18 protein-coding genes are annotated in these 23,890 nt (G+C 71.8%); 13 read left to right on the forward strand and 5 right to left on the reverse strand.

Going from position 1 to position 23,890, the window contains the following annotated elements:
- Nucleotides 1–191: 191 nt before the first annotated feature.
- From glnII to IG98_RS0101510, 4 genes are all read left to right on the forward strand, one after another.
- The gene (glnII, locus tag IG98_RS0101495; protein ID WP_030904318.1) at nucleotides 192–1,205 is read left to right on the forward strand and encodes a glutamine synthetase; all 1,014 of its coding nucleotides are present in this window, start codon (nucleotides 192–194) and stop codon (nucleotides 1,203–1,205) included.
- 439 nt (nucleotides 1,206–1,644) lie between these two features.
- Nucleotides 1,645–2,532, forward strand: a complete 888-nt coding sequence (locus IG98_RS0101500) for a TrmB family transcriptional regulator (RefSeq protein ID WP_037969107.1) — start codon at nucleotides 1,645–1,647, stop codon at nucleotides 2,530–2,532.
- 69 nt (nucleotides 2,533–2,601) lie between these two features.
- On the forward strand, nucleotides 2,602–4,266 hold the full coding sequence (locus tag IG98_RS0101505) for an NAD(P)/FAD-dependent oxidoreductase (protein ID WP_030904323.1): 1,665 nt from the start codon (nucleotides 2,602–2,604) through the stop codon (nucleotides 4,264–4,266).
- Between the two features lie 34 nt (nucleotides 4,267–4,300).
- Entirely contained in the window at nucleotides 4,301–5,722 is a 1,422-nt protein-coding gene (locus IG98_RS0101510; RefSeq protein ID WP_030904325.1) for an ATP-binding protein, read from the forward strand.
- A gap of 66 nt (nucleotides 5,723–5,788) precedes the next feature.
- Here the strand turns inward: IG98_RS0101510 and IG98_RS0101515 are convergent, their stop codons facing one another.
- Nucleotides 5,789–7,048: an alpha/beta fold hydrolase gene (locus tag IG98_RS0101515; protein WP_030904326.1), complete on the reverse strand. Its 1,260-nt coding sequence runs from the start codon at nucleotides 7,046–7,048 to the stop codon at nucleotides 5,789–5,791.
- A gap of 167 nt (nucleotides 7,049–7,215) precedes the next feature.
- Here IG98_RS0101515 and IG98_RS0101520 point away from each other — a divergent pair, with 167 nt between their 5' ends.
- From IG98_RS0101520 to IG98_RS0101530, 3 genes are all read left to right on the forward strand, one after another.
- Nucleotides 7,216–8,274: an LLM class flavin-dependent oxidoreductase gene (locus IG98_RS0101520; protein ID WP_030904327.1), complete on the forward strand. Its 1,059-nt coding sequence runs from the start codon at nucleotides 7,216–7,218 to the stop codon at nucleotides 8,272–8,274.
- A 73-nt stretch (nucleotides 8,275–8,347) separates the two neighbouring features.
- Entirely contained in the window at nucleotides 8,348–9,847 is a 1,500-nt protein-coding gene (locus tag IG98_RS0101525; protein ID WP_030904328.1) for an AMP-binding protein, read from the forward strand.
- A 259-nt stretch (nucleotides 9,848–10,106) separates the two neighbouring features.
- Entirely contained in the window at nucleotides 10,107–11,492 is a 1,386-nt protein-coding gene (locus IG98_RS0101530) for a GH1 family beta-glucosidase (protein WP_051751342.1), read from the forward strand.
- A gap of 190 nt (nucleotides 11,493–11,682) precedes the next feature.
- Here the strand turns inward: IG98_RS0101530 and IG98_RS0101535 are convergent, their stop codons facing one another.
- Both IG98_RS0101535 and IG98_RS0101540 read right to left on the reverse strand, forming a co-directional pair.
- Entirely contained in the window at nucleotides 11,683–12,912 is a 1,230-nt protein-coding gene (locus tag IG98_RS0101535; RefSeq protein ID WP_030904330.1) for an ROK family transcriptional regulator, read from the reverse strand.
- Nucleotides 12,913–13,185: 273 nt separating this feature from the next.
- Nucleotides 13,186–14,109 (reverse strand): cyclase family protein, encoded by a 924-nt coding sequence (locus tag IG98_RS0101540; protein WP_030904331.1) that lies wholly within the window; start codon nucleotides 14,107–14,109, stop codon nucleotides 13,186–13,188.
- Between the two features lie 36 nt (nucleotides 14,110–14,145).
- Between IG98_RS0101540 and IG98_RS0101545 the strand changes: the two genes are divergently transcribed.
- Nucleotides 14,146–15,504: a serine hydrolase domain-containing protein gene (locus IG98_RS0101545; RefSeq protein ID WP_037969109.1), complete on the forward strand. Its 1,359-nt coding sequence runs from the start codon at nucleotides 14,146–14,148 to the stop codon at nucleotides 15,502–15,504.
- Between the two features lie 116 nt (nucleotides 15,505–15,620).
- Here the strand turns inward: IG98_RS0101545 and IG98_RS0101550 are convergent, their stop codons facing one another.
- Together IG98_RS0101550 and IG98_RS0101555 are read right to left on the reverse strand one after the other, a co-directional pair.
- Nucleotides 15,621–16,412, reverse strand: a complete 792-nt coding sequence (locus IG98_RS0101550; RefSeq protein WP_030904333.1) for an SDR family NAD(P)-dependent oxidoreductase — start codon at nucleotides 16,410–16,412, stop codon at nucleotides 15,621–15,623.
- Nucleotides 16,412–17,032 carry an isochorismatase family protein gene (locus IG98_RS0101555; RefSeq protein WP_030904335.1) on the reverse strand — a complete coding sequence of 207 codons (621 nt, stop codon included), beginning with the start codon at nucleotides 17,030–17,032 and terminating at the stop codon, nucleotides 16,412–16,414. The genes IG98_RS0101550 and IG98_RS0101555 overlap by 1 nt, the downstream gene beginning before the upstream one ends.
- A gap of 175 nt (nucleotides 17,033–17,207) precedes the next feature.
- On the opposite strand from IG98_RS0101555, the gene IG98_RS46480 reads away from it, so the two are divergent.
- Genes IG98_RS46480 through IG98_RS0101580 form a run of 5 tightly spaced genes read left to right on the forward strand, consistent with a single transcriptional unit; the run spans nucleotide 17,208 to nucleotide 23,889 of the window.
- Nucleotides 17,208–19,319 (forward strand): protein kinase domain-containing protein, encoded by a 2,112-nt coding sequence (locus IG98_RS46480; RefSeq protein ID WP_051751344.1) that lies wholly within the window; start codon nucleotides 17,208–17,210, stop codon nucleotides 19,317–19,319.
- A 31-nt stretch (nucleotides 19,320–19,350) separates the two neighbouring features.
- Complete coding sequence (locus tag IG98_RS0101565) at nucleotides 19,351–19,725, forward strand: Zn-ribbon domain-containing OB-fold protein (protein ID WP_030904339.1); 375 nt, start codon at nucleotides 19,351–19,353, stop codon at nucleotides 19,723–19,725.
- On the forward strand, nucleotides 19,722–20,063 hold the full coding sequence (locus IG98_RS0101570) for a VOC family protein (RefSeq protein WP_051751375.1): 342 nt from the start codon (nucleotides 19,722–19,724) through the stop codon (nucleotides 20,061–20,063). The genes IG98_RS0101565 and IG98_RS0101570 overlap by 4 nt, the downstream gene beginning before the upstream one ends.
- Nucleotides 20,064–20,113: 50 nt before the next feature.
- Nucleotides 20,114–21,703, forward strand: coding sequence for a class I adenylate-forming enzyme family protein (locus IG98_RS0101575; protein ID WP_030904344.1), 1,590 nt, complete (start codon nucleotides 20,114–20,116; stop codon nucleotides 21,701–21,703).
- Nucleotides 21,700–23,889 (forward strand): acetate--CoA ligase family protein, encoded by a 2,190-nt coding sequence (locus IG98_RS0101580; protein ID WP_425427972.1) that lies wholly within the window; start codon nucleotides 21,700–21,702, stop codon nucleotides 23,887–23,889. The genes IG98_RS0101575 and IG98_RS0101580 overlap by 4 nt, the downstream gene beginning before the upstream one ends.
- Nucleotide 23,890 lies beyond the last annotated feature (1 nt).

Consider the following 23,890-nt stretch of genomic DNA (forward strand, 5'->3'; position numbering starts at 1 on the left):
GCATCGCACCGATCGCCCGGCGAAAGGGCAGCTCACAGGAGCGGAGACTGGCATGTGCGGTTTTCGGCGCGGTCGCTGCCTGCCCGGATGAGGCTGGGTAACACTCTGTTCACATACGGGCAACAGTTGCGAAATCGCGACTTGCAAATCTTTGGTGGCAGCAAACACCTCCACCCTCAAGGACTCCGCCGATGACCTTCAAGGCCGAATACATCTGGATCGACGGTACCGAGCCGACCGCCAAGCTCCGCTCAAAGACCAGGGTCATGGCGGACGGTGCCGAACTCCCGTTCTGGGGCTTCGACGGGTCCAGCACCAACCAGGCCGACGGTTCCTCCTCCGACCGCGTGCTCAAGCCGGTGTTCACCTGCCCGGACCCGATCCGCGGCGGCAGCAACGTGCTGGTGCTGTGCGAGGTGCTCAACCCCGACATGACCCCGCACGTCAGCAACACCCGCGCGGCCCTCGTCGAGGTCGCCGAGAGGTACGCCGCCCAGGAGTCGTGGTTCGGCATCGAGCAGGAGTACACCTTCTTCAAGGAGGGCCGTCCGCTCGGCTTCCCGCTCGGCGGCTTCCCCGCCCCGCAGGGTGGCTACTACTGTGGCGTCGGCGCCGACGAGGTCTTCGGCCGCGAGGTCGTCGAGAAGCACCTCGACTACTGCATCGAGGCGGGCCTGGCCATCTCCGGCATCAACGCCGAGGTCATGCCGGGACAGTGGGAGTTCCAGATCGGCCCGGCCGGCCCCCTGGAGGCCTCCGACCACATGTGGATCGCCCGCTGGCTGCTCTACCGCACCGCCGAGGACTTCGACATCGCCGCCACCCTGGACGCCAAGCCGGTGAAGGGTGACTGGAACGGCGCGGGCGCGCACACCAACTTCTCCACCAAGGCGATGCGCGAGGGCTACGACCCGATCATCACCGCCTGCGAGGCCCTCGCGGCGAACGCCCCGGAGCACGTCAAGTACTACGGCGCCGGCATCGAGGACCGTCTCACCGGCCTCCACGAGACCGCCCCCTGGAACGAGTTCACCTACGGCGTCTCCGACCGCGGCGCCTCGGTCCGCATCCCCTGGCAGGTCGAGGTGGAGAAGAAGGGCTACATCGAGGACCGGCGCCCGAACGCCAACGTCGACCCCTACCTGGTGACCCGCCTCATCGTGAACACCTGCTGCTCCGCTCTGGAGAAGGCCGAACAGGTCTGATCCCGACCGAAGAACGCGAAGGCCGCGAACGTCCTGCCGGGGGCGTCCGCGGCCTTCCGCTTTCCCGAGGAACCGCCGCGCGGTGCCCGGCGTACGGGCCAGGCGGCCGGAAGTGCCGACCGGACCGAAATACCGCAGTTCAAATAAAAGTAAAATGTTTGGTATCGGCCCGTTCGATACAGACCCGCCAGGCCGTTCCGCCGTCCGGTTTCGCGACTTCCCCGTTCCCCAGGGTGTGCGGCCTCTCGCTTCCCTCGGCCTTGGCGGGCGACGGCCTGGTCCGACCGTTTCAGACACCGGAACCATGGGCGGGGAAGCGATCTCAGCGGTTCTCTCGCCGGACATGACAGTCACCGACCTGGGTGCGTGACGAAAATCCCACGAAACAGCTGCTTTAGGACAGCGCTAAAGGGGTAGCTTGCGCCGTACCATAACTGCGATGCAGGACGTAGTGGAGCAATTACAGCGTTTGGGGATGTCGGGCTACGAGGCCAAGGCGTACATCACCTTGGTCGGTGCCGGCCAGCCCCTCAACGGCTATGAGGTCGCCAAGCGCTCAGGCGTGCCACGCAGCATGGTCTACGCGACCCTGGGCAAGCTGGTGGCCAAGAGCGCGGCCTACGAGCTGCGCGGCGCCGACGACACCGTCGACTACCTGCCGTTGCCACCGCGCTCCCTGCTGGAACGTATGCGCCGGGAGTTCGACGACTCGATCGAGTCACTGGAGGTCTCGCTTCCCGTGATCGTGGCGTCCCCCAGGGCCCACCTGATCCACAGCCTCAAGGACGCTGAGGCACTGCTCGCGCGGGCCGAGGACGTGGTGGCCGAGGCGCACACCGACCTGTTCCTGTCGATCTGGCCCGAGGAGATGGAGCGGCTCTCCCCGCTGGTCGGGCGGGCCGTCGCGCGCGGGATCGAGACCGCGGTGGTGCACTTCGGATCGGCGCGGAAACCGGTCGGCGACTTCTACGAGCACCGCTTCCCCTCCCCGTGCGCGACCACCGAGGAGCAGGAGGGGCAGGCAGGCCCGGACCACCGGCTGCTGGTCGTCACGGGCGACCGGCGGGAGACCCTGGTCGGCGGCTTCTCCGGCGGCACCGCGTGGGGCGTCTACACCGAGGACCCGGCCGTCGTCGCGATGGCCGTCCAGTATGTCAGGCAGGACATCGCCCTGCAGATCATCGCCGACCGGATCGGCCACCAGAACATGCGCGAACTCTGTGCCGGCGACCCCGAACTCAGGCGTTTCCTCACCGGCCACGGCTGCGCGACCGCCCTGCTACACGCCGCCGGGATGCCCGGCGCTCCCGATGGACGGTCGCTTTAACACGAATGTGACATCCTTTGGGGGGATTATCCCCATATCCAGGGCCTCTATCTTGGGGGAAGACAGCGCATGGATAAACCGGTCATCATGACGGTCGACGACGATCCAGGTGTATCACGCTCCGTCGCGCGCGACCTGCGGCGCCGCTATGGCCATTCCTACCGGATCATCCGGGCCGACACCGCCACCCAGGGCATCGAGAGCGTCCGCGAACTTCGGCTCCGCGGCGACGACGTCGCGGCGATTCTCGCCGACTACCGGATGCCCCAGATGAACGGCGTGGAGTTCCTGGAACAGGCCATGGACCTGTATCCGTACGCCCGCCGCGTGCTGCTGACCGCCTACGCCGACACCGAGGCCGCGATCCAGGCGATCAACGTGGTCGACCTCGACCACTACCTGCTCAAACCGTGGGACCCGCCGGAGGAGAAGTTCTACCCGGTGCTGGACGCCCAGCTCGACGCCTGGCAGCGCACCGACCGGCGCGAGTCCGACGAGCTGCGGGTGGTGGGCGCGCGCTGGTCGGCTCCCTCGTACGAGGTCAGGGACTTCCTGTCGCGCAACCAGGTGCCCTATCGCTGGATGCTGGACGACTCCCCCGAGGGCGCCGAGCTGCTCGCGGCGGCCGGGGAGAAGACCGGCGCGGGTCCGGCCAGGGTGCCGCTGGTCGTCACCGGCGACGGTGCGAAACTCACCGCGCCGAACCTGGCCGAGCTGGCCCAGGCCGTCGGGCTGTCCACCGCCCCGGCCACCGACTTCTACGACCTGATCGTGATCGGGGGCGGCCCCGGCGGGCTGGGCGCCGCGGTCTACGGCGCCTCCGAGGGACTGCGTACGGTGATGGTCGAGCAGCACGCCTCGGGCGGGCAGGCGGGCCAGAGCTCCAGGATCGAGAACTACCTGGGCTTTCCCGACGGCGTCTCCGGCGCCCAGCTCGCCGACCGGGCCAGGCGTCAGGCCCTGAAATTCGGCGCCGAGCTGCTCACCGCCCGCACGGTCACCAGCCTTGAGGTCAAGGGTCAGGCCCGGGTGGTCGGCTTCGCCGACGGCGGCACGATCGCGGCGCACACCGTCATCCTGGCCACCGGCGTCTCCTACCGGCGGCTCAACGCCCCCGGCCTCGACGACTTCATCGGCTCCGGCTGCTACTACGGCGCGGCCGTGACCGAGGCGCCCGAGTGCGCCGACCGCGAGGTCTACATCGTCGGCGCCGCCAACTCCGCCGGGCAGGGCGCGGTCTACCTGTCGGGGTACGCCAGCAAGGTCCATCTGGTCGTCAGGGGCGACGGACTGGAGCGGACCATGTCGCACTACCTGATCGAGCAGATCTCGCAGATCCCGAACATCGAGGTGCTCACCGAGACCGAGGTGGTCGGCGCCGAGGGCGAGGGGCACCTGGAGCGGATCACGCTGAAGGGCCCGGACGGCGAGCGCACGGTCGGGGCCGAGTGGCTGTTCGTCTTCATCGGCGCCGAGCCGTTCACCGACTGGCTCGGCGAGACCGTCGAGCGCGACGCCAAGGGCTTCGTCCTGACCGGCCCCGACCTGACCGCCGACGAGAACAGGCCGCGCAACTGGCCGCTCCGGCGCGAGCCGTACCACCTGGAGACGAACGTTCCCGGGGTGTTCGCCGCCGGCGACGTCCGGGCCGACTCGATCAAGCGGGTCGCCTCCGCGGTCGGCGAGGGCGCGATGGCCGTGGCCCTCGTCCACCGCTACCTGGAGAAGACCTGACCAGTTCCCCCTCAGTGCTCGGCAAGGAGGTCACATGATCGACACGGACGTGCTCCGCGGACTGTTCCTCTTCGAGAGGCTCGACGAGGACAAGCTCCGCTGGCTCGCCGAACACGGGGCCGAGGAGGAGTACGGGGCGGGCGAGCCGATCATCAAGCAGGGTGATCCGGCCGACTGCTTCGCCGTGCTCATCGACGGTGAGGTGGTGATGAGCACCGAGACCCCCGCCGGACCGGTCACGATGACCCCGACCTCGCAGCCCGGCGTCTACGGCGGCGCGGTCCTGGCCTATCTGGGCGATCGTGCCCCGGCCACCTACGCCCACTCGCTGCGCGCCACCAAACCGACCCGCATGTTCATGCTCCCGGCCAGGAAGTACGGCATGATCATGGCCGAGTGGTTCCCGATGGCGGTGCACCTGCTGGACGGAGCCCGCCTGGGCGGGTTGGCACAGCGGGAGCTCATCGACCGGCGGCAGCGGCTGACCGCGCTCGGCACGATCACCGCCGGCCTCACCCACGAGCTCAACAACCCGGCCGCGGCGGCGGTACGGGCCGTGGACGACCTGCGGGTGAAGGTACGGAGTTCGCGCAGGCGGCTGGCCGCGCTGGCGGAGGAGGGCATCGAGCCCGAGCGGCTGCGCGAGTTGGTCGACCTGCAGGAGGCGTGCGCCGACAGCACCTCGAAGGCGCCGCCCCGCTCGCCGCTGGAGACCTCCGACGCCGAGGACGAGCTGTCCGAGGCCCTGGAGGAGGCCGGGGTCTCGGACGCCTGGGAGATCGCGCCGGCGCTGGTGGCGGCCGGGTTCGAGGTCGGCAGGCTCGACGCCGTCCGCGAGGCGATCGGCGACCGGCACCTGGACGCGGCGATGCACTGGCTGTCGGAGGCCACCGAGATCTCCCAGATGCTGAACGAGGTGACGGACGCGACCGAGCGGATCTCCTCGCTGATCGCCTCCGCCAAGCAGTACTCCCAGATGGACCGGGCGCCGTACCAGACGGTGGACGTGCGGGAGCTGCTCGACAGCACCCTCACCATGTTCCGCGGCAAGATCTCGCCGGGGATCACCATCGCCACCGACTACGACCCCGGGCTGCCGCCCATCCCCGCCTACGCGGGGGAACTCAACCAGGTGTGGACCAATCTGATCCACAACGCGCTGGACGCGATGACCGGCAGCGGCGTCCTGACCGTCCGCACTCGCCTCGAACACGACACGATCGCGCTGATCGAGATCTGCGACACCGGCCCCGGCGTCCCCGAGGCCCTGCGCGAGCGGATCTTCGAGCCGTTCTTCACCACGAAGTCGGTGGGTGAGGGCACCGGGCTCGGTCTGGACATCTCCTTCCGCATCGTCGCCGGCCGCCACGGCGGCGACCTGCGCGTGGAGTCGAAGCCCGGCGACACCCGCTTCCAGGTACGTCTCCCGGTCACCGAGTCGTCCGCTCCCGCCTGAGCCCGTGCCGTCCGGACCCCCTTGGACGGCACGGCTCAGGACAGGCTCCGGCCCTCCCCGAGGCGTTCAGGAGCCGTGGGCGCCGCCCGCGATGTCCATCAGGCGGGCGAGGACCTTCCCGCCGGAGACCCGGACGCCGTCGTGCTCCCACTCGTTGGTCACCCAGGTCCGCACGTTGCCCACTGCGCGCGCGGTGCGCAGGGACAGCCCCTCGTCGACATACATGTCGTCGTAGTAGACGGCGGCGACCACCGGGACCCGGTTGGCGGCCAGCCGGGCCGGGTCGTAGAGGGCGGGCCAGCCGGAGACGGTGGCGAGGATCTCGGCGGCGCCCCTGAAGGGGCGGAGCGCGGCGATCTCGTCGAACATCCAGGGGTAGATCATCTCCCCGGTGGGGAGCGTCGGTCCCGCGTCCTCGCGGAACTCCTCGGGCAGCAGCCGGTGCGCGGCCCAGTCCGTGGCGGCGCCCTGAGCGTAGATCGACTCGTGCAGGACCGCGTAGAGCGGGTTGCCGACGAAGCCGGTGGCCATCATGACCTCGTACCGGAAGAGGTCGGAGAGCCTGTCGCCGGTCCAGGCCTCCTCCAGCAACCAGTGCAGGTATTCGGCGCCGTCGCTCATCCCCAGGCACATGCCGAGGGTCTGCAGACGGCGCACGGTCAGCACGTCACCGTCGGGGAGTGAGACCTCGCGCAGGCGCAGGTGTGCGGCTATCGCGTCCAGGCGGCCCGAGTCCTGCGGGTAACGGGCGAAGTAGCGGCGCACCTTGTCCAGGACCCGCGGGTAGGTGCGGGAGTAGACGTCGTCGGCGGTGGCGTCGAGCCCGGCCAGGCCGCCGGTCACGTAGCAGGTCGCCAGGCCCTCGGGGGCCAGCGAGAGGTAGGTCAGCGTGATGAAGCCGCCGTAGCTCTGGCCGAGGGTCTCCCACGGCCGGTCACCGGCGAGCTCACGCCGGATCAGCTCGGCGTCGGCCACGATCGAGTCGGCCCGGAAGTGCCCGAGACGGGCGGCGAGCTCGGCGTCCGTGCCGCGCACCGTCTTCGCGGTGACGGGGGTGCTGCGGCCGGTCCCCCGCTGGTCGAGCAGGAGGACGCGATGGGTTTTCAGCGCCTGCCCCAGCCACCCCTCCGCGGCGGTCGGACGCGGCGACTTGCCGCCGGGACCGCCCTGCAGGAAGAGCAGCCAGGGCAGGTCCTCCCGCTGTCTGGCCGGGTCCACCGCCTCCCGGGCGAAGACCTCGATCGTCTCGCCGCCGGGGTCGGCGTGGTCGAGGGGAACGGTGAACACGTGGTCGGTGAGCGCCACACCGGGCAGAAGGACAGTCACCCCGGAAAACTACCCGACCCCGTGACCGCCGTTTCCTGACGGGCGCGGCACTTCCCCGGAGGCGGAGAACTGGTACGCTTCCCAAGCGAGCGCTTGGTTTAATGCGGCCTGCCGCGACCGAGACCGCGGAACGGGACAGACGGAGACGACCGCCAGGGGACAAGCCGATGAAGTTCTCGACCTTCCATCTCTTCCACCGGTTCGACGGCCAGAGCTTCAAGGATGTCTACGACTACCATCTCGAACTGGTCGAGCTGGCCGAGGAACTGGGTTTCCACGGCGTGCGGCTGGCCGAGCACCACTTCCGCGACTACGGAGTGGTCCCGAACCTGTTCACCATGCTGGCCGCCATGGCCGCGCGCACCGAGCGACTCCGGCTGGGCACCGGCATCGTGGTGCTGCCGCTGCACAACCCGATCCACGTCGCCGAGGAGGCGGCCATGGTGGACGTACTCTCCGGCGGGCGGCTGGAGCTGGGCATCGGGCGCGGCTACCAGAGCTTCGAGTTCGAGGGCTTCGGCATCGACCTGGCCGAGGCCCGCGACCGGTTCAACGAGTCGCTGGAGGTCATCCTCGGCCTCTGGGGCAGCCCCACCTTCCGGCACGAGGGCAAGTTCTACCGGACCGGCACCGAGGTCGAACTCGTCCCCCGGCCGCTCCAGACCCCGTTCCCGCCGATCCATGTGGCCGCCGTGTCCCCGGAGACCGTGACCATGTACGCCGAGCGCGGCCTGCCCATCCTGGCCGACCCGGCGGCGCCGTTCCGCAAGGTGGTCAAGGCGGCGGAGACCTGGCGGACGACCGCGGAACTGGCCGGGCACGATGTGACCGGGCACGAGCTGGTGGTCGCGCGCAGCGTCTACGTCGCCGCCACGGCGGAGCAGGCCCGCGAGGACCAGGCCGGTTTCGAGGCGGGGTTCGACCGGAGCCGGATCTTCAACGAGAAGAGCGCCCCGATCGACTCCAGGACCGGTAAGGCCGCACAGGGCTTCGAGTACTACCAGGACCGCTACCTCAAGGGCGGTTCGGTCTCCAACGACTTCCGCTGGGAGCAGCTGGAGGTCATCGGCGACCCCGAGCGGGTGATCGGCCAGATCCGGCTGCTGCGGGACGCCGGATTCGCCAACCTGCTCTGCGACTTCGGCAGCACCAGGCCGATGCCGCTGGAGAAGATGAAGAAGGTCATGCGGTTCTTCGCCGCCGAGGTCATGCCGGCTTTCGAATGATCCGTCCCCGTACGGCTCGCACCGGCCGAGACGGGAGGTAGCGGGCCGTACGCCACCCCCACCAGGAGGCGCGATGATCCACCAGTTGACCCTGTCCGACGTCCTCGCCGAACACGCCCGCAGCCGCCCCGGGGTGACCGCGGTGGTGGACGGCGAGCTGCGGCTCACCTATCCCGAACTCGACGCGCGGGTCACCCGCCTGGCGGGCGCGCTGGCCGCGCGGGGCGTGACGGCCGGGGAGCGGGTGCTCTGGCTGGGCAGGAACGACCACGCGGTGCTCGAACTGCTGCTCGCCTCGTCCAGGCTCGGCGCGATCCTCTGCCCGGCCAACTGGCGGCAGTCGGCCGAAGAGCTCTCCTTCGTCCTTTCCGACCTCGCCCCGAAGGTCGTCGTCTGGGAGGAGTCCGAGGTCGCCGCCCCGCTGAGCGGCGAGGACTGGATCCTCGCGGGGGCGGGCTACGAGGCGTTCCTGGCGGGCGGATCCGCCGGCTCCGTACCCGGCGGGTTCGCCGGCGACGCCGACGACACGGCGCCGGTGCTCGCGCTCTACACCGCCGCCTTCGACGGCCGCCCCAACGCGGCGCTGCTCAGCAGCGCCGCCCTGGTCGCGCACAGCACCTCGCTGCTGGTGGTGCGGCAGATGGAACCGGGCTTCACCTTCCTGAACAGCGGCCCGCTGTTCCACGTGGGCACGATGATGTTCTGCCTGGCCACGCTGCAGATCGGCGGGACGAACGTGTTCACGCCGGCTTTCGACCCCGAGGAGGTCTGCCGCCTCGTCGACGCGGAGAAGGTCACCCAGGCGTTCCTGTTCGGGCAGATGATCGACGCGGTGGTGAAGGCCAACGAGGGCGGCAAGTACGACCTGACGTCGCTCCGCTTCGTCTCCCACTCGGCCGAGTGGGATGCCATGACGAGCGTGGACGACTCCCCCTGGTGCCGGTCGAAGATGGGCGGCTACGGGCAGACGGAGGTGGCCGGGATGCTGACCTTCCTGGGTCTCGCCCAGGGTGCCGCGGGGTTCGCCGGACGGCCGTCACCGCTGGTCCAGGTGCGCATCCTCGCCCCTGACGGCGACGAGGTGCCCACGGGAGAGGTGGGCGAGATCTGCGCCCGCGGTAAGTCCCTTTTTTCCGGATATTTCAACAGACCTGAGCTTAACGAGGCGAAGACCCGCGGGGGCTGGCACCACACCGGCGACCTCGGCCGCCGCGAGGCCGACGGCACGATCACCTTCATCGGCCCCCGGCTCCGCATGATCAAGTCCGGCAACGAGAACATCTACCCGGCCGAGGTCGAGCGGGTGCTGAAGACCCATCCCGCCGTCGCCGACGCCGCGGTCATCGGCGTCCCCGACGAGCGGTGGCGGCAGGCGGTGAAGGCCGTCGTGGTCCTCCGGGACGGGGCCACGGCCTCCACCGAGGAGATCGTCGAGCATGCGCGGGACGGCCTCGCCTCGTACAAGAAGCCACGGCACGTGGACTTCGTGACGGCCATCCCCAAGAAGGGCTTCACCCCCGACTACGACGCCCTCGACGCCGCCCACGGCGGGGGCGGCTACCCCGGCACCTGACGGTCCCACACGGTCCACGACGAGAGCCGGCTCCCGGGAACCGGCTCTCGTAGGCCGTTCCGGCACGACTCGGTAACTCCACCTTGACGCGGACGGAGTTTTTCCCCTTAAATTTCGTTATGAATTAAGCCTCAAAGTTGAGCCCCCCGGGCGCCCACAGAGCGCGGGAGGGTGGAACGGCGCCCCTGCCACCGATCGTCGACCCGACGCCGCCCGGCAGGCGACCCATCCGCGTGACCACGCAAGGAGCACTCAAGGGATGACCCAGACCGACGACCGGACCGGCACCGGCCTGGCCCTGTTCCCCCCCGGTTTCCGCTGGGGGGTCGCCACCGCGGCCTACCAGATCGAGGGCGCCGCCGCGGAGGACGGCCGCGCCCCCTCCATCTGGGACACCTTCGCCAGGACCCCCGGCCGGGTGCACCTCGGGCAGACCGGCGACATCGCCTGCGACCACTACCACCGCTACGCCGACGACGTGGCCCTCATGCGGGACCTCGGCATCGACACCTACCGCTTCTCCGTCTCCTGGCCCCGGATCAGGCCCGACGGCACGGGGCCGGTGAACCCCCTCGGTCTCGACTTCTACGACCGGCTGACGGACACCCTGCTGGCCGCCGGCATCGAGCCCATGACCACCCTGTACCACTGGGACCTGCCACAGTCCCTGGAGGACCGAGGTGGCTGGACCGTGCGGGAGACCGCCCACCACTTCGCCGAGTACGCCGGAGCGGTGTACGACCGGCTCGGAGACCGGATCAGGACCTGGACCACGCTCAACGAGCCGTGGTGCTCGGCCTTCCTCGGGTACGCCACCGGCGATCAGGCGCCCGGCAGGACCGAGCCGGACGCGGCCTTCCGCGCGGCGCACCACCTGCTGCTCGGCCACGGCCTGGCGGCCCGCGCCCTGCGCGCGGCGGGAGCCCGAGAGGTCTCGATCACGGTCAACCTCACCCCGGTGTCCCCCCGCGACCCGCAGGACCGGCACGACGTCGCGGCGGCCGGGCTCGTCGACGGCCTGCACAACCGGATCTTCCTCGACCCGATCCTCAACGGCCGCTACCCCGCCGACATGCTGGAGCACATGGCCCGCTTCACCACTCTGGAGCACGTCGCCGACGGCGACGAGAAGCTGATCGGCGCCCCGATCGACCTGCTGGGAGTCAACTACTACGCGCCGACCCTCGTCGCGGCGAAGGTGGGCACGCCCTCCTCGGACCGCTTCCCCGGCACCGAGGGCGTCGAACACCTCGACCCCGGCCTGCCGGTGACCGCCATGGGCTGGCCCGTCGAGGCCGACGGCCTGCGCAGGCTCCTCGTGCGGCTGGCACGGGACTATCCCGCCACCCCTCTGATGATCACCGAGAACGGGGCGGCCTACCACGACTCCGCCGAGGACGGCCGGGTGGCCGACGCCGAGCGCGTCGACTACCTGCGCGCCCATCTGCTCGCCGCCCACCGGGCGATCGGCGAGGGAGCCGACCTGCGCGGTTACCTGGCCTGGTCGCTGATGGACAACTTCGAGTGGGCGTACGGCTACGAGAAGCGGTTCGGGCTGGTCCACGTCGACTACGACACCCAACGCCGCATCCCCAAGGACAGCGCGCTGTGGTACAGCGGTGTCATCGGCAGGAACGGGATCTGAGGCGGCGTTCCCCGCGACTGCGTCCCCGAGGAAGGCTCGGGAAACGCAGCGTCGGACGGCGGTCACCGGGCGGGGCGGATCAGGCCGCGCCGGCTGGGTTCGTACCCGGTGGGTGCCGCAGGTCCGCGGACCGGTGACCGCCGCCGGAAAAGTACCGGGCGGCGTCGACGAGCTCGGCGCCGGAGGCCGGTCAGCCTCGTGCGGGCCCGGCCGCCCGTGCCGGGGCCTCGCCCCGCCCCGCGGGGCGCACCGCGTGGCTGCGCAGCAGGAAGTCCTCGACGACCAGGGTGGCCGCGCCCAGGGCGACCGCCTCGGGACCGAGCCGGCCCAGCTCGATCGACGCCTGCGAGAAGGGCAGGGGCAGCGCGTATCCGGCGGCGGCGGCACGGATCTCGGCGAGGAACTCCCGCCCGAGCAGGGACCCGGCCCAGCCGCCGAGGATGACCCGCTCGGGATTGAACAGGTTGATGAGGTCGGCCAGCCCTGCCCCGAGACAGCGGACGGCCTCCTCGAACGCGGGCCTGGCCAGCGGGTCGGCGAGAAGCGCGGCGAAGACACTCTCCTCGTCGTCGTCCTTCAGTTCCCTGCCCGCGCCGGCGAGGATCGCCTCGGCGCCGATGTACGCCTCCAGGCAGCCCCGGCTGCCGCAGCGGCAGGGGCGCCCATCGAGGACGATCTTCGTGTGGCCCCACTCCCCCGCGCCGTTCGCCGTTCCCCGGTAGGTGACGCCGCCGTTGATGACGCTCGCCCCGGCGCCGGTGCCGATGAAGGTCATGACCAGGTGCTGGGCGCCCTTGCCCGCCCCGAACCAGAGCTCGGCCTGGCCGGTGGTCTTGACCCCGTTGTCGGCGAAGACCGGGATCGAGGTGCCCTCGCGCAGCAGCGCGCCCAGCGGTACGCCGTCCCAGCCGAACGCGCGGGCGTGGATGAGCAGGTCGGGCCCCTGCTCGGCGACGCCCGGGACGCCCAGTCCCATGCCGAGCACCTCGGACTCGTCCACCCCCGCCTCCGACAGGACCGCCTCCAGCCCGTCGAGGATGTGACGGGCCACCACGGCGGGCTCGTGATGGCTCGGGTCGAGGGCGAACTCCTTCCTCGCCCGCTCCTGCATCGCCAGGTCGTACAGTTCGACACGGACGCGGGTCTCCCCGACCCCCACCCCGACCACGTATCCGTACGAGGGGTCGACCCTGAGCATGATCCGCGGTCGCCCGCCGTCGGAGTCGACGGAACCGGTCTCGACCACGATGCCGTCCGCGATGAGGTCGCCGATCACGTTGCTGACCGTCGCGGCGCTGAGACCGGTGGTCCGGGCCAGGTCGTGCCTGCTCAGCTCGTTGGCGAAATACAACGTCCACAGGACCACGGACCGGTTGCCCTTCCGCACATCACGAAGGGTCCCCCGCTGTGGACGGCTCATGCTTCTCCCCGGGGAAGTAATTTCAAATGTTAGTACAACTACTACTCTAGCCACTCGCGGACAGTGCTCATCGAGCACACTCCTGCCCGGCGGGGCACGCCGCACCCGCATCGGGCGCGAGGAGAGTTTCCCAGGTCGCGCGGGGAATCGCCACGTCCGGCACGGACCCGCGGAACCGCCTCGAAGGCACCGGTGCGCCCCGGGCGGACCGAGCAGAACCATCGGCACGAAACGCGTGACGACACATGTCCCGGTGCCTGGGAAGCGGCCCTCTCAGAGGATCGCCAGCGGGTTGATCGGGCTCCCCGTACCCCCCTCGATCCGCAGCGGGGCCGCGACGAAGACGAACTCCCCGCCGCCGCGGCCGGCGCAGGCCGCGCCCAGTTCCTCCAGCGAGAGCATCTCGGCCAGGTGGATGCCGTGCCGCCAGAGCAGGATCAGGTGCAGATCGTCCGCCAGGTCCTCGTCGGCGAGCTGGCGGGCGTTGAGGCCCCCGATCGCGGCGTTGTCCGAGGCGACCACGGCCACGTCGCGGGCGGCGAGCCACCTGCCGCCGTCCGCGGACAGGCCCGGCTGGCCCGCCCAGTAGTCCTGCGGCGAGCTCTCCCAGACCAGGGGCCAGCCGGTGCGGACCACCGCCACGTCGCCGGGGCGCACATCATCACAGATCTCCGCCAGCAGATCGCCGGAGACGCGAAAGTCCACCGGCAGGTGATCGAGGCCGAGATGGCGGGGGACGTCGAAGAGCACCCCCCGGGCGACGACCCCGCCCGCGGTCTCGATGCCGCAGCGGGTGGCCCCGTAGGACCTGACCCTGGCGGCGGGGTGCCCGTTGTAGAGCTCCTCCCCCGCCCACATGTGGCAGAGCGCGTCCATGTGGGTCGTGGTGCCGTGGTGGGTGACCATCAGGGCGTCGTCGGCCATCCGCAGCCCGGCCCCGATCGGGCGGGTGCCGGCCGCGTAGTCGCCGCCGTCCACGGACATGAAGTGCTGCGGCAGCGGGCGGCCCCGCAGGTGCGGAACCGTCGTGGGGGCGGGCGAGGAGGTGGCGCCCCTGATGGGCATGGCCAGGCTGATCACCTGGCCGGTGACGGCGGAGGCGAGGGCGGCCAGGACCGTGCCGGGGGTCAGCAGGTTGAGGGTGCCACGCTGGTCTCCTGGGCCGAAGCGGCCCCAGTTGTTAGGCTCGGCTACCAAGCAAGTGCTCACTTTCTAAGGATGCGGGGACGGACGATGACTGCGGACGGTGTGATCGAGGGTCGGGCGGACACGTACGGGCACTGCGATCCCCGGTTCTCCCGGGTGCGGGAGGTGTTCGACGCGCACTTCGCCGGCGGCGAGGAACTGGGCGCGGCGTTCGCCGTCTTCCTGGACGGCGAACCCGTCGTGGACCTGTGGGGCGGGGTCGCCGACCGCCACAGCGGACGGCCCTGGGAGCGTGACACCCCCGTGCTGGCGTACTCGTGCACCAAGGCGGTGACCGCGACGGTCGCGCTGCTGCTGGCCGAGCGCGGGCTGCTCGACATCGCCGCCCCGGTCGCGGACGTCTGGCCGGAGTTCGCGCGGCACGGCAAGGAGCGCGTCACCGTCGAGCACCTGCTCACCCACCAGGCGGGGCTGCCCGTGATCGAGGAGCAGGTCCCGGTGGAGGAGTTCGGCGACCAGGCCGCCATCGCAGACCGGCTGGCCGGCCAGGAGCCGATCTGGGAGCCGGGCACCGCGCACGGCTACCACGCGCTGACGTACGGGTTCCTGGTCGGCGAGGTGGTCCGCAGGGTGTCGGGCGGCTCCGTGGGCGAGCTGGTGGCCACGGAGATCTCCGGGCCGCTCGATCTGGACCTCCAGATCGGCGCCGGCGACGACGCGGTCGAGCGGGCGGCCCGGCTGTCCGCCCGGGATCGCGCCAAGCCCTCCGCCCCGGCACCCGCCGAATCCGCACCGGCGGGCGCGGCGGACCAGCCCGGACAGGTCACCGGCACCGCGCGGGCCTCGAAAGACGGGCGGGCCGGCAACGGCGCGGCAGGCGGCCCCGCGACGGTCTCCACGGCGGCGGAGCTGCCGGGGGGCGGACCCGGGGACCCGGTCTACGAGATGGCCAGGGCCTCGCTCGACAGGAACAGCCTGATGAACCGGGCGCTGGGCAACCCACCGATCCACCGGCTGCCCGGCGGCGCCAACAATCCGGTCGTCCTGCGGGCCGGCTGGCCCGCGATGGGTGCCGTCACCAGCGCCCGGGGACTGGCCGGGTTCTACCGCGACCTGGTGGCCGGGCGGATCGTGGGCCCGGAGACCCTGCGCGACGCGACGCGCAGGAGGGTGCACGGCCCGGACAGGGTGATGTTCATCGACAGCTCCTTCGGGCTGGGCTACATGCGTCCGGCGATGACCTTCCTCACCCCCGCCGCCGGCGCGGAGACCGCTTTCGGCCACACCGGTCTCGGCGGGTCGCTGGGCCTCGGCGATGCCGAGCACGGCCTGGGCATGGCGTACACGATGAACAGGATGGCGGGCGCCGTCTCCGGCAGCCTCCGCGCCTACCGCCTGGCCGAGGCCGTCTACGAGTCGCTCCCCCAGGGACGCCCCGCGCGCTGAACCCCCCGGGGGCGCCGCCAAAGACCCCGGGGAGGACTCCGGCGGCGCCCCCGGCGGGGGGGCCGGCCCGGCGGGACCGGTTCCCGGGCGCCGTCGCCGGCCCCTCGTCCGAGGTGTCAATGCATCGTGACGCCGCCACTGACCGACAGGGTCTGGCCCGTGACGTAGGCGGCCCTGTCGGTGCAGAGGTAGGCGACCATCCCGGCGACGTCCTCGGGGGCACCGAGGCGGCGCAGTGGGATGCCCTTGGCGATCCTGTCGACCAGTCCCGGTTTCTCCGCGTCCACGCGGCGGAGCATCGGGGTGTCGGTGGGCCCTGGACAGACCACGTTGGAGGTGACGCTCCCCCGGGCCGCCTCCCTCGCCAGCGTCTTGGCCAGGCCGAACAGTCCCGCCTTGGTCGCGGCGTACGCGCCCTCGCCGCCGGAGCCGGCCCGCGCCCCGTCCGAGGAGACGAAGACCAGGCGGCCCCAGCCGCGCTCGATCATCCCGGGCAGCAGGAGGCGGGTGAGCAGCATCGGGGCGCGCAGGTTGACCCGCCACATCAGCTCCCAGCCTTCGGGGTCGCCGGTGACGAACGGCTCGACGATCGACACCCCGGCGTTGTTGACCAGGATGTCCACCGACCCGGCCCGCCCGCAGAAGTCCTCGATGGACGCCGGGTCCGCCAGGTCGACCCGCAGGGCCGTGGCCGGGGCCCTCGGCCCCCTCGGCACCCCGGCCCCGGGGCCCAGGCCGATCGACTCGCTGTTCAACTCGTCGGCGATCGCCGCGGCACCGGACTCGTCCACGTCGGCCACCACGACCCCGGCCCCGAGCGCGGCGAGGTCGCGGCAGACCGCGGCGCCGATCGCCCCTGCCCCCCCGGTCACCACCGCCGTGCGTCCGTCCAGCCTCAGGCCGTCGATCACTTCCAGACCTCCACGATGTCGGCGGCCCGCACCCGCGCGGCGAGCAGGCTCACGGTGTGCCTCAGCACCGCCTGCGCGTAGTCGTCGGGGACTCCCGCCACGGCGTCGGTCACCACCGCCACCCGGTAGCCGAGGTTGACCGCCTCCAGGGCGAGCCCGGGGATGCCGAGGTTGAGGGAGAACCCCATGGCGACGACCGTCGAGACGCCCAGCGAGCGCAGGGTCATGTCCAGCGACGTCCCGGTGAAGGGCGAGAACCCGTGGTGGCGGCGCGACTCCAGGTCGCCGGGGTCGCGCAGGCCGGGCAGCACCTCGACCGCGCCACTGCCCTCCAGCATGTGCGCGGGGTCCTTGAGCAGGGCCGCGATGAAGGGGCTGTTCGCGGTGTGCGACCCGGCGCGGTCGGCGCGGAAGGCCGCGGTGCAGTGGATCACCGGTACCCCGGCCGCGCGGGCCGCGGCCAGGACCGCGGCGGCGTTGGCCACCACGTCGCGCCGGGCGCACACCTCCACCAGGTCCGGGAACTTCGCGAGATCTCCGGCGACGCCGCGCTGCATCTCCATCACCAGCACCGCGCTGCGGTCCGGCGCGGCGAGCGTGCCCAGATCGACGGCCATGCGACCTCCACTAACCCGAGCGCTTGCTTGGTTAACGATCGGAGCCTAACACGCGACCGGATCGACCACCGAGCACGATTCCGATCGTTACCCTTCGCAAAAGTTGACCAACCGTGACAACCAACCCCATGGGTGAGACCGTCGAACAAGTCGACGGCACTCGGAAGGGAGCTGGATGGTTCCGGGATACCGCGAGATTCGGGAACTCGGCGTCGGCGGGGGCGGGCGCGTGGTGCTGGCCACATACGCCGCCACCGGCGCCTACGTGGCCATCAAATACCTCAACGCGACGCTCAAGGACGACCACCGCTTCCTGGCGCGCTTCCGTGCGGAGGCGCGCGTCATGGTGGAGTTGCAGGACCCGAACGTGGTCCAGCTGTACGAGTACTACGAGGACGTGCTCGAAGCCGCGATCGTGATGGAACTGGTCGACGGGGTCGCGCTCAGGCGGATCCTGGCCGAGCACGGCAGCACCAGCCCGGAGGCGGCACTGACCGTGCTCAAGGGCTCGCTGCTCGGCCTGGCCTTCGCGCACGCGGCCGGGGTCGTGCACCGCGACTACAAGCCGGAGAACGTGCTGATCCAGGCCGACGGCGGCAGCAAGCTGGCGGACTTCGGCATCGCCGCCCACGTCGGGGAGACCGGCATCACGGCCGGTACCCCCGCCTACATGGCCCCCGAGCAGTGGGAGGGAGCGGCGGCGAGTGCCGCGACCGACGTCTACGCGGCCACCTGCGTCTTCTTCGAGTGCCTCACCGGGCACAGGCCGTACCCGGCGGATCACCGCGCGGCGCTGATGCACGGGCACCTGACCGCGCCGATCCCGGTGGCGGAGGTGCCCGGCTCGGTCCGCGCCCTGGTCATGCGGGGCATGGCCAAGGACCTGAACGACCGGCCGCAGAACGCGCGGGTGTTCCTGGAGGAGTTGGAGGACGCGGCGCAGTCGGCGTACGGGCCGGATTGGGAGCAGCGCGGGCGGCGGCACCTGGCCGAACTCGCCACGCTGCTGGCACTGGCGTTCCCGCTGGCCAAGCCCGCACCGAGGGCGAGTTCCTCGGTGGCCCAGACCGTGCTCGGCCGGGTGCGCCGTCCCCGGCTGGGCCCCAGGACGCTGGCCGGGCTCGGGGTGGTCACCGTCGCGATGGCCGCCGGTGTGGTCGCGGCCAACCGGCCGCATGACCGGCTCTCCGCCGACACGATCTTCACCCCGCCGCCCCGCTCGGCGATCATCGAGGAGACCCCGGCGGGACGGAGCCGGGTGCCGGAGCCGCCGGAGCCGTCCGTCGGGTCGAGCCCCTCGCGAAGCGCCGCCGTCGGCCGGCTCGTGCCCCCCTCGGAGAACACGGCCCCCGTCACGTTCCCCTCACCGATGCCGAGCCGGACCGTGGACCCCACCCCCTCCACCTCCCGGCCGAAGCCCACACCGACGCCCACACCGAAGGCCACACCGAAGGCCACACCGACCCCCACGCCGAGGCCACCGACGCCCACCGCCACACGCCCCCCGACACCCGCGCCGACCGTGACGGTGACGCCGCCGGAGCCCGCGCACGCGGTCAGCGGGCTGCGGATCGTGGGAATCGACGCGAACGGCATCAGGGTCGCCTTCCGCGCCTCCACCGTGGCGGACGTCGCGGTGACCGTCACGTTCGCCGAGGGGCCGGAGCGCGACCGGCTCGTCCAGGCGCCCCCGCGCACCTCCGTCCTCGGCGGGTCCGCGGCCTACTCGCACACCGTCCCGCACGCCTTCACGGTTCCGGCCTGCGGGCAGACCCTCTACCGCCGGGTCACGGTCGAAACCTCACCCCGCTCCTCGGGCGGGACCGCCGTCCGCACCCAGGAGGTCCACGGCGAGCCGTGCTCGCCGCCCTCGGTCTCCATCACCGCCTTCGACGGCACCACCGTCGGCTTCCTGGTCAGGACCTCGGGCACCGCGCCGGTGACCGTGCGGCTCGGGTTCGCCCAGCGGCTCGACGGCGCGGTGACCAGTGGTACCCGGGAACTGGAGCTGTCCGGCGCCACCGAGTACACGCGGGAGGTGAAGGGGGAGTTCGCCGAGCTGCCCCGGTGCGGGGAGCGCGTCACCCGGCTGGTGACGATCGCTACGGTCCCCGCGGGCGACATGCCCTCCCGGACCGTCCGGATCGATCTGCCCTCCTGCACTCCCACCTCCAGCGCGACCCCGGACCCGGCCCCGGACTCGGCCCCGGAGGGACCGCGGGACTCCGAACGGCCCACCGTGGACGAGACCGGCCCCGAGCGAACCGGTGTGGACGGCATCTTGTGAGGCAACCAAGCGTGCGCTAGCTTGGCGATCGATGACCGGATCGATGACCGGCGACACGCTCGCCTACTGGGACGCCTGCCGTCGCGGCGAGCTGGTCGTCCAACGCTGCGCCGCCTGCGCCCGGCGGGTGCACCTGCCCGCCCCCGAGTGCCCCGGCTGCGGCGGCACCGACCTCCCCTACGAACCCGTCTCCGGCGACGGCACGGTGCACACCTTCACGGTCGTGCACCGCTCGTTCGTGCCCGAGTTCCGGGGGCGGGAGCCGTACGTGCTGGCCTGGATCGACCTTCCCGAAGGGGTACGGGCCTTCGGGCAGGTCGTGGAGTGCCCGCCGGACCTGGTGCGGATCGGCATGCCGGTGCGCGTGACCTTCGTCGACGACCTGCCCCAGTGGAGGCCCGCGTGAGCAAGCTCGGCAACGTCCTGATCCCCGTGGACGACCTGGAGACGGCGATCGCCTTCTACTCGGGGACACTCGGGCTGGCGGTCAGGTTCCGCGACGGCGACCGGTTCGCCGCCCTGGACGGCGGAGGCGCCACGGTCGCGCTGGTCGCGGCCGAGGAACGCGTGGCGGGCGAGGTCACCGCGCCCTCGTACAAGGTGGACGACGTCGCGCGGGCCGCCAAGGCGCTGGCGGGGGCCGGGGCCGAGCTCGTACGGGAGCCGGAGGCCGGGCCGCACGAGATCAGAGCCGTACTGCGCGACCCGTCAGGAAACGTCTTCGTCCTCTACTCCTCGCACTGAAACCCCGCACCGATCCACCCCTCGCTCCGAACTCCGAACGGAGGCCAGAGATGGCGCGCCCGACCCCGGCAGGCACCCCGTACGGCAACTACGCCCACGCCATCCTCACCGCCAACGCCATGCGCACCCCCGACCGGGTCGCGCTGACCTACTGCGGTGAGCAGAGCTTCACCTACGCGGAACTCGACCGGCTCGTCAACCGGCGCGCCCACGCGCTGACGGAGGCCGGAGTCGCCCCCGGGCAGCGGGTGGCCGCGCTGCTCAACGAGACCCTGCACGTGGCCGAGGTCTACCTGGCCGCGGCGAAGCTCGGCGCCGTCACCGCGGCGCTCAACCCGTACTGGCCCGCCGACACCCTGGCCGCGGTCGTCGCGCACTCCGGCGCCACCGCGTTCGTGTACGACTCCACGGTGGAGGCCGCCGTCGCGGAGATCCGCCCCCGGCTGCCGGAGATCACCCGCTGGATCAGGGTCGGCGGCCCCGGTGAGAACGCCGTGGACCTGGACGCGCTCACCTTGGACGCCGCCGAGGACGAGCCCGCCCTCGGCGGCTTCTGGGACGACCCGCTGGCGCTCTACTACACCTCCGGGACGACCGGCCTGCCCAAGGCGGTGGTCCACACGCACGCCTCGTCGCTGGCCATCGCGCAGATCTGGCTCGACGTGCCGCGCGCCGAGGACTCGGTGCTCGGCACCGGGGCGATCATCTGGGGTATCGGCTTCCCCGCCCTTGTCGGACCGGCGCTCTACGCGGGCATGCGGCTGGTGCTCGAACAGGACTGGGGACCGGCGAACTTCCTGAGAGTGGTCCCCCGTGAGAAGGTCACCCACGTCTCGCAGATCCCCTCCTTCTACGCGGCGCTGCTGGGCTCCGACGACCACGCGGATACCGACCTGTCGTCGCTGCGGGTCATCATGCTGGGCGGCGAGCCGCTCCCCGCGGCGCTGCTGGCCAGGATGAAGGAGCGGCTGCCCGACGCCGGTGTCTACTGTTACTACGGCCAGACGGAGGCCCCCTACACCTGCTTCGGCCGGGTCGACGACGGCAGCACCCCGCTCGGCTCCTCGGGCAGGGCGCGGACCGGCAACGCCGTGCGGATCACCGGCCCCTCGGGCGTCCGGCCGGCCGGCGAGGTCGGTGAGATCAACCTCGCCGGGCCGCACCGGATGACCGAGTACGACGGCCTGCCGGAGAAGACCGCCGAGGTGCTGCGCGACGGGTGGTATGTCGGCGGCGACCTGGGCGTGATGTCGGAGGACGGGAACCTCACGGTGCTCGGCCGCCGTGAGGAGTCCGTGCTCAAGGGCGGCATCTGGTCCCAGCCCTCGGTGATCGAGGAGGCCGCGGTCGCGCTGGACGGCGTGGCGGAGGCCGGGGTGGTCGGCGTGCCCGCCCACACCGAGGGGCAGGAGGCGGTCGAGCAGCGGATCCTGCTCGCGGTGGTGGCCAGGGCGGGCCACCCGGCCGACCCGGCCAAGATCGCCCTCGCCCTGGCCGAGACGCTGCCCGCGCACCAGCGCCCCGACCACGTCGTCGTCGCCGCCGAGCTCCCGCACTTCCAGGACGCCTCCGGCGGACCCGGCAAGCTGCTGAGGCGGGAGATCCGGGAGAGGTACCAGAGCCGGATGGACGAGGCGTGACCGCATCCACCGGCGGGCCGCCCGAGATATCCGGAGCATCTCAGCGGCCCGCCCCCGCACGGTTCGCGGAACACGAGGTCAAGGCCCTGCTGCGGGAGTGGGGGGTGGCGGTGCCCCGAGGCGCCACGGCCGCCGTCCCCGCCGAGGTCGCCGCGGCGGCTCGGGGGCTGACGCCTCCCCTGGTGCTCAAGGCCCACGGCCCCGGCCTGGTGCACAAGTCGGACGCGGGGGCGGTACGGCTGGGGCTGTCCGGGCCGGCCGAGGCGGAGTCCGCCGCCGGCGAGATGCTGGCCGGACTCGTCTCGCGGGGCATCACGCCCGACGGGTTCCTGGTGGAGGAGCAGGCCGCGCCGGGGGTCGAGCTGATCGTCGGCGTGGTGCGCGACCCGGGTTTCGGACCTGTCCTGCTCGCCGGGCTCGGTGGCGTATGGACCGAGGTCATGCGCGACACCGCGCTCTGTCTCTGCCCCGCCTCCGAGGCCGACGCCCGGCGGATGCTCGCCGCACTGCGCGGCGCGCCGCTGCTGCACGGCCACCGTGGCCGGCCCGCCGTGGACTCGGAGGCCCTGGTCGGGCTGCTGCTCGCGATCGGCGGGGCCCAAGGGCTGTGGGAACGGCTGGATCTCGGCGAGTTCGAACTCAACCCGGTGATCGCCACCGAGGAGGGCGTGATCGCGGTGGACGCGCGCTACCTTCCCGGCACCGCGGAGCCCACCGGGCCACGGCGGGAAACCCCGGGGCAGGACTTCACCGCGCTGTTCGAGCCCAGGGCGGTGGCCGTGGTGGGCGCGTCCGCGAGCAGACCGAACTTCGGGAACATGTTCCTGGAGTTCTACAAGGCCACCGGCGTGCCACTGGTCGCGGTGCACCCGGAGGCGGACGAGATCAACGGTGTGCCCACGGTGCCGACCCTCGCGCAGGCGGGCGCCGACTACGCACTGGTCGCCGTACCGGCCGACCGCTGCGCGGAGGTCGTACGCCATGCGAAGGGCGTCTCGTTCGTCCAGGTGATGAGCGGCGGGTTCGGCGAGGCCGGGGCCGCCGGGTTGGAGGCCGACCTGGTCAGGGCGGCGCGGGAGGCGGGGGCCCGGCTGCTCGGACCGAACTGCATGGGCGTCTACAGCCCGCGCGGCGGGCAGACCTTCATCGGCGGCGAGCCGGGGCCTCCGGGTCACGTGGCGCTGATCTCGCAGAGCGGCGGCCTGGCCGGAGAGGTGGTCAGGGTGGGCGAGCGGCGCGGGCTGGCGTTCAGCCGGGTGGCCACGGTCGGCAACTCCGCCGACGTGACCCCCGCCGAGTTGCTCGGCTGGCTCGGCGGTGACGAGCACACCTCGGTCGTCGGCATGTACCTGGAGGACCCCCGGGACGGCCGTGCCCTCTTCGAGGCCCTGATGTCCGTGCGCGGACGGCTCCCGGTCGTCCTGCTGGTGGGCGGCCGGAGCGGCCAGGGGCGCAGGGCGGCCGCCTCGCACACCGGTGGCATGGTCGGCGACGGCCGCGTCTGGCAGGCCCTGGCCGACCAGACCGGCGCCGTCCTGGTCGGCAGCCAGGACGACCTGATCGGCGCCCTGTCCTTCTTCCAGTCCCACTCCTCCAGGATCGTTCCGCCCGCCGGGTCCGTCGCGGACACCGCGAGGGAACCGTGGACGGGCCGCGACGAGGACTGCCTTCCCGCCGTGCTGGTGATCGGCCCGAGCGGCGGGGCGAGCGTGCTGGCGGCGGACGTCCTCGACGCGGCGGGGCTGGTGCTGGCGGCGCTGCCCGACGAGACGCGGGACGTGCTGAAGGCCCTGGGCGCGGGGGCCGCCGGCACCTCTCCGGCCAATCCGCTGGAGGTCCCGGTGGGTCCGCGAGGCCGGCCGGAACTGGTCAGGGAGGTCATCGGGGCGATCGTGGCGCGCCGGCCGTACCCCGACGTCGTGGCGCACGTGAACGTGCAGAGCTTCTTCACCTTCGGAACCTCCGCCGACCCGCTCTACGCGTACGCGCACAACCTCGCCCGGGCGCAGCGGGACCTGCCGGGAACCAGGATCACCCTGGTCACCAGGAACGGCGAGTGCGCGCCGCCCGGAGTCGAGGACGAGGTCCGCGCGATCGCCGCCGGTGCGGGAATTCCCGTCTACCGCTCGATGGAGGCGGCCGCCGTGGCCGTCGCCGCCGCCGCACGTTTCATCCGAGGAGCTTGAC

This window comes from Streptosporangium amethystogenes (assembly GCF_000721075.1).
GTDB classification, from domain to species: domain Bacteria; phylum Actinomycetota; class Actinomycetes; order Streptosporangiales; family Streptosporangiaceae; genus Streptosporangium; species Streptosporangium amethystogenes.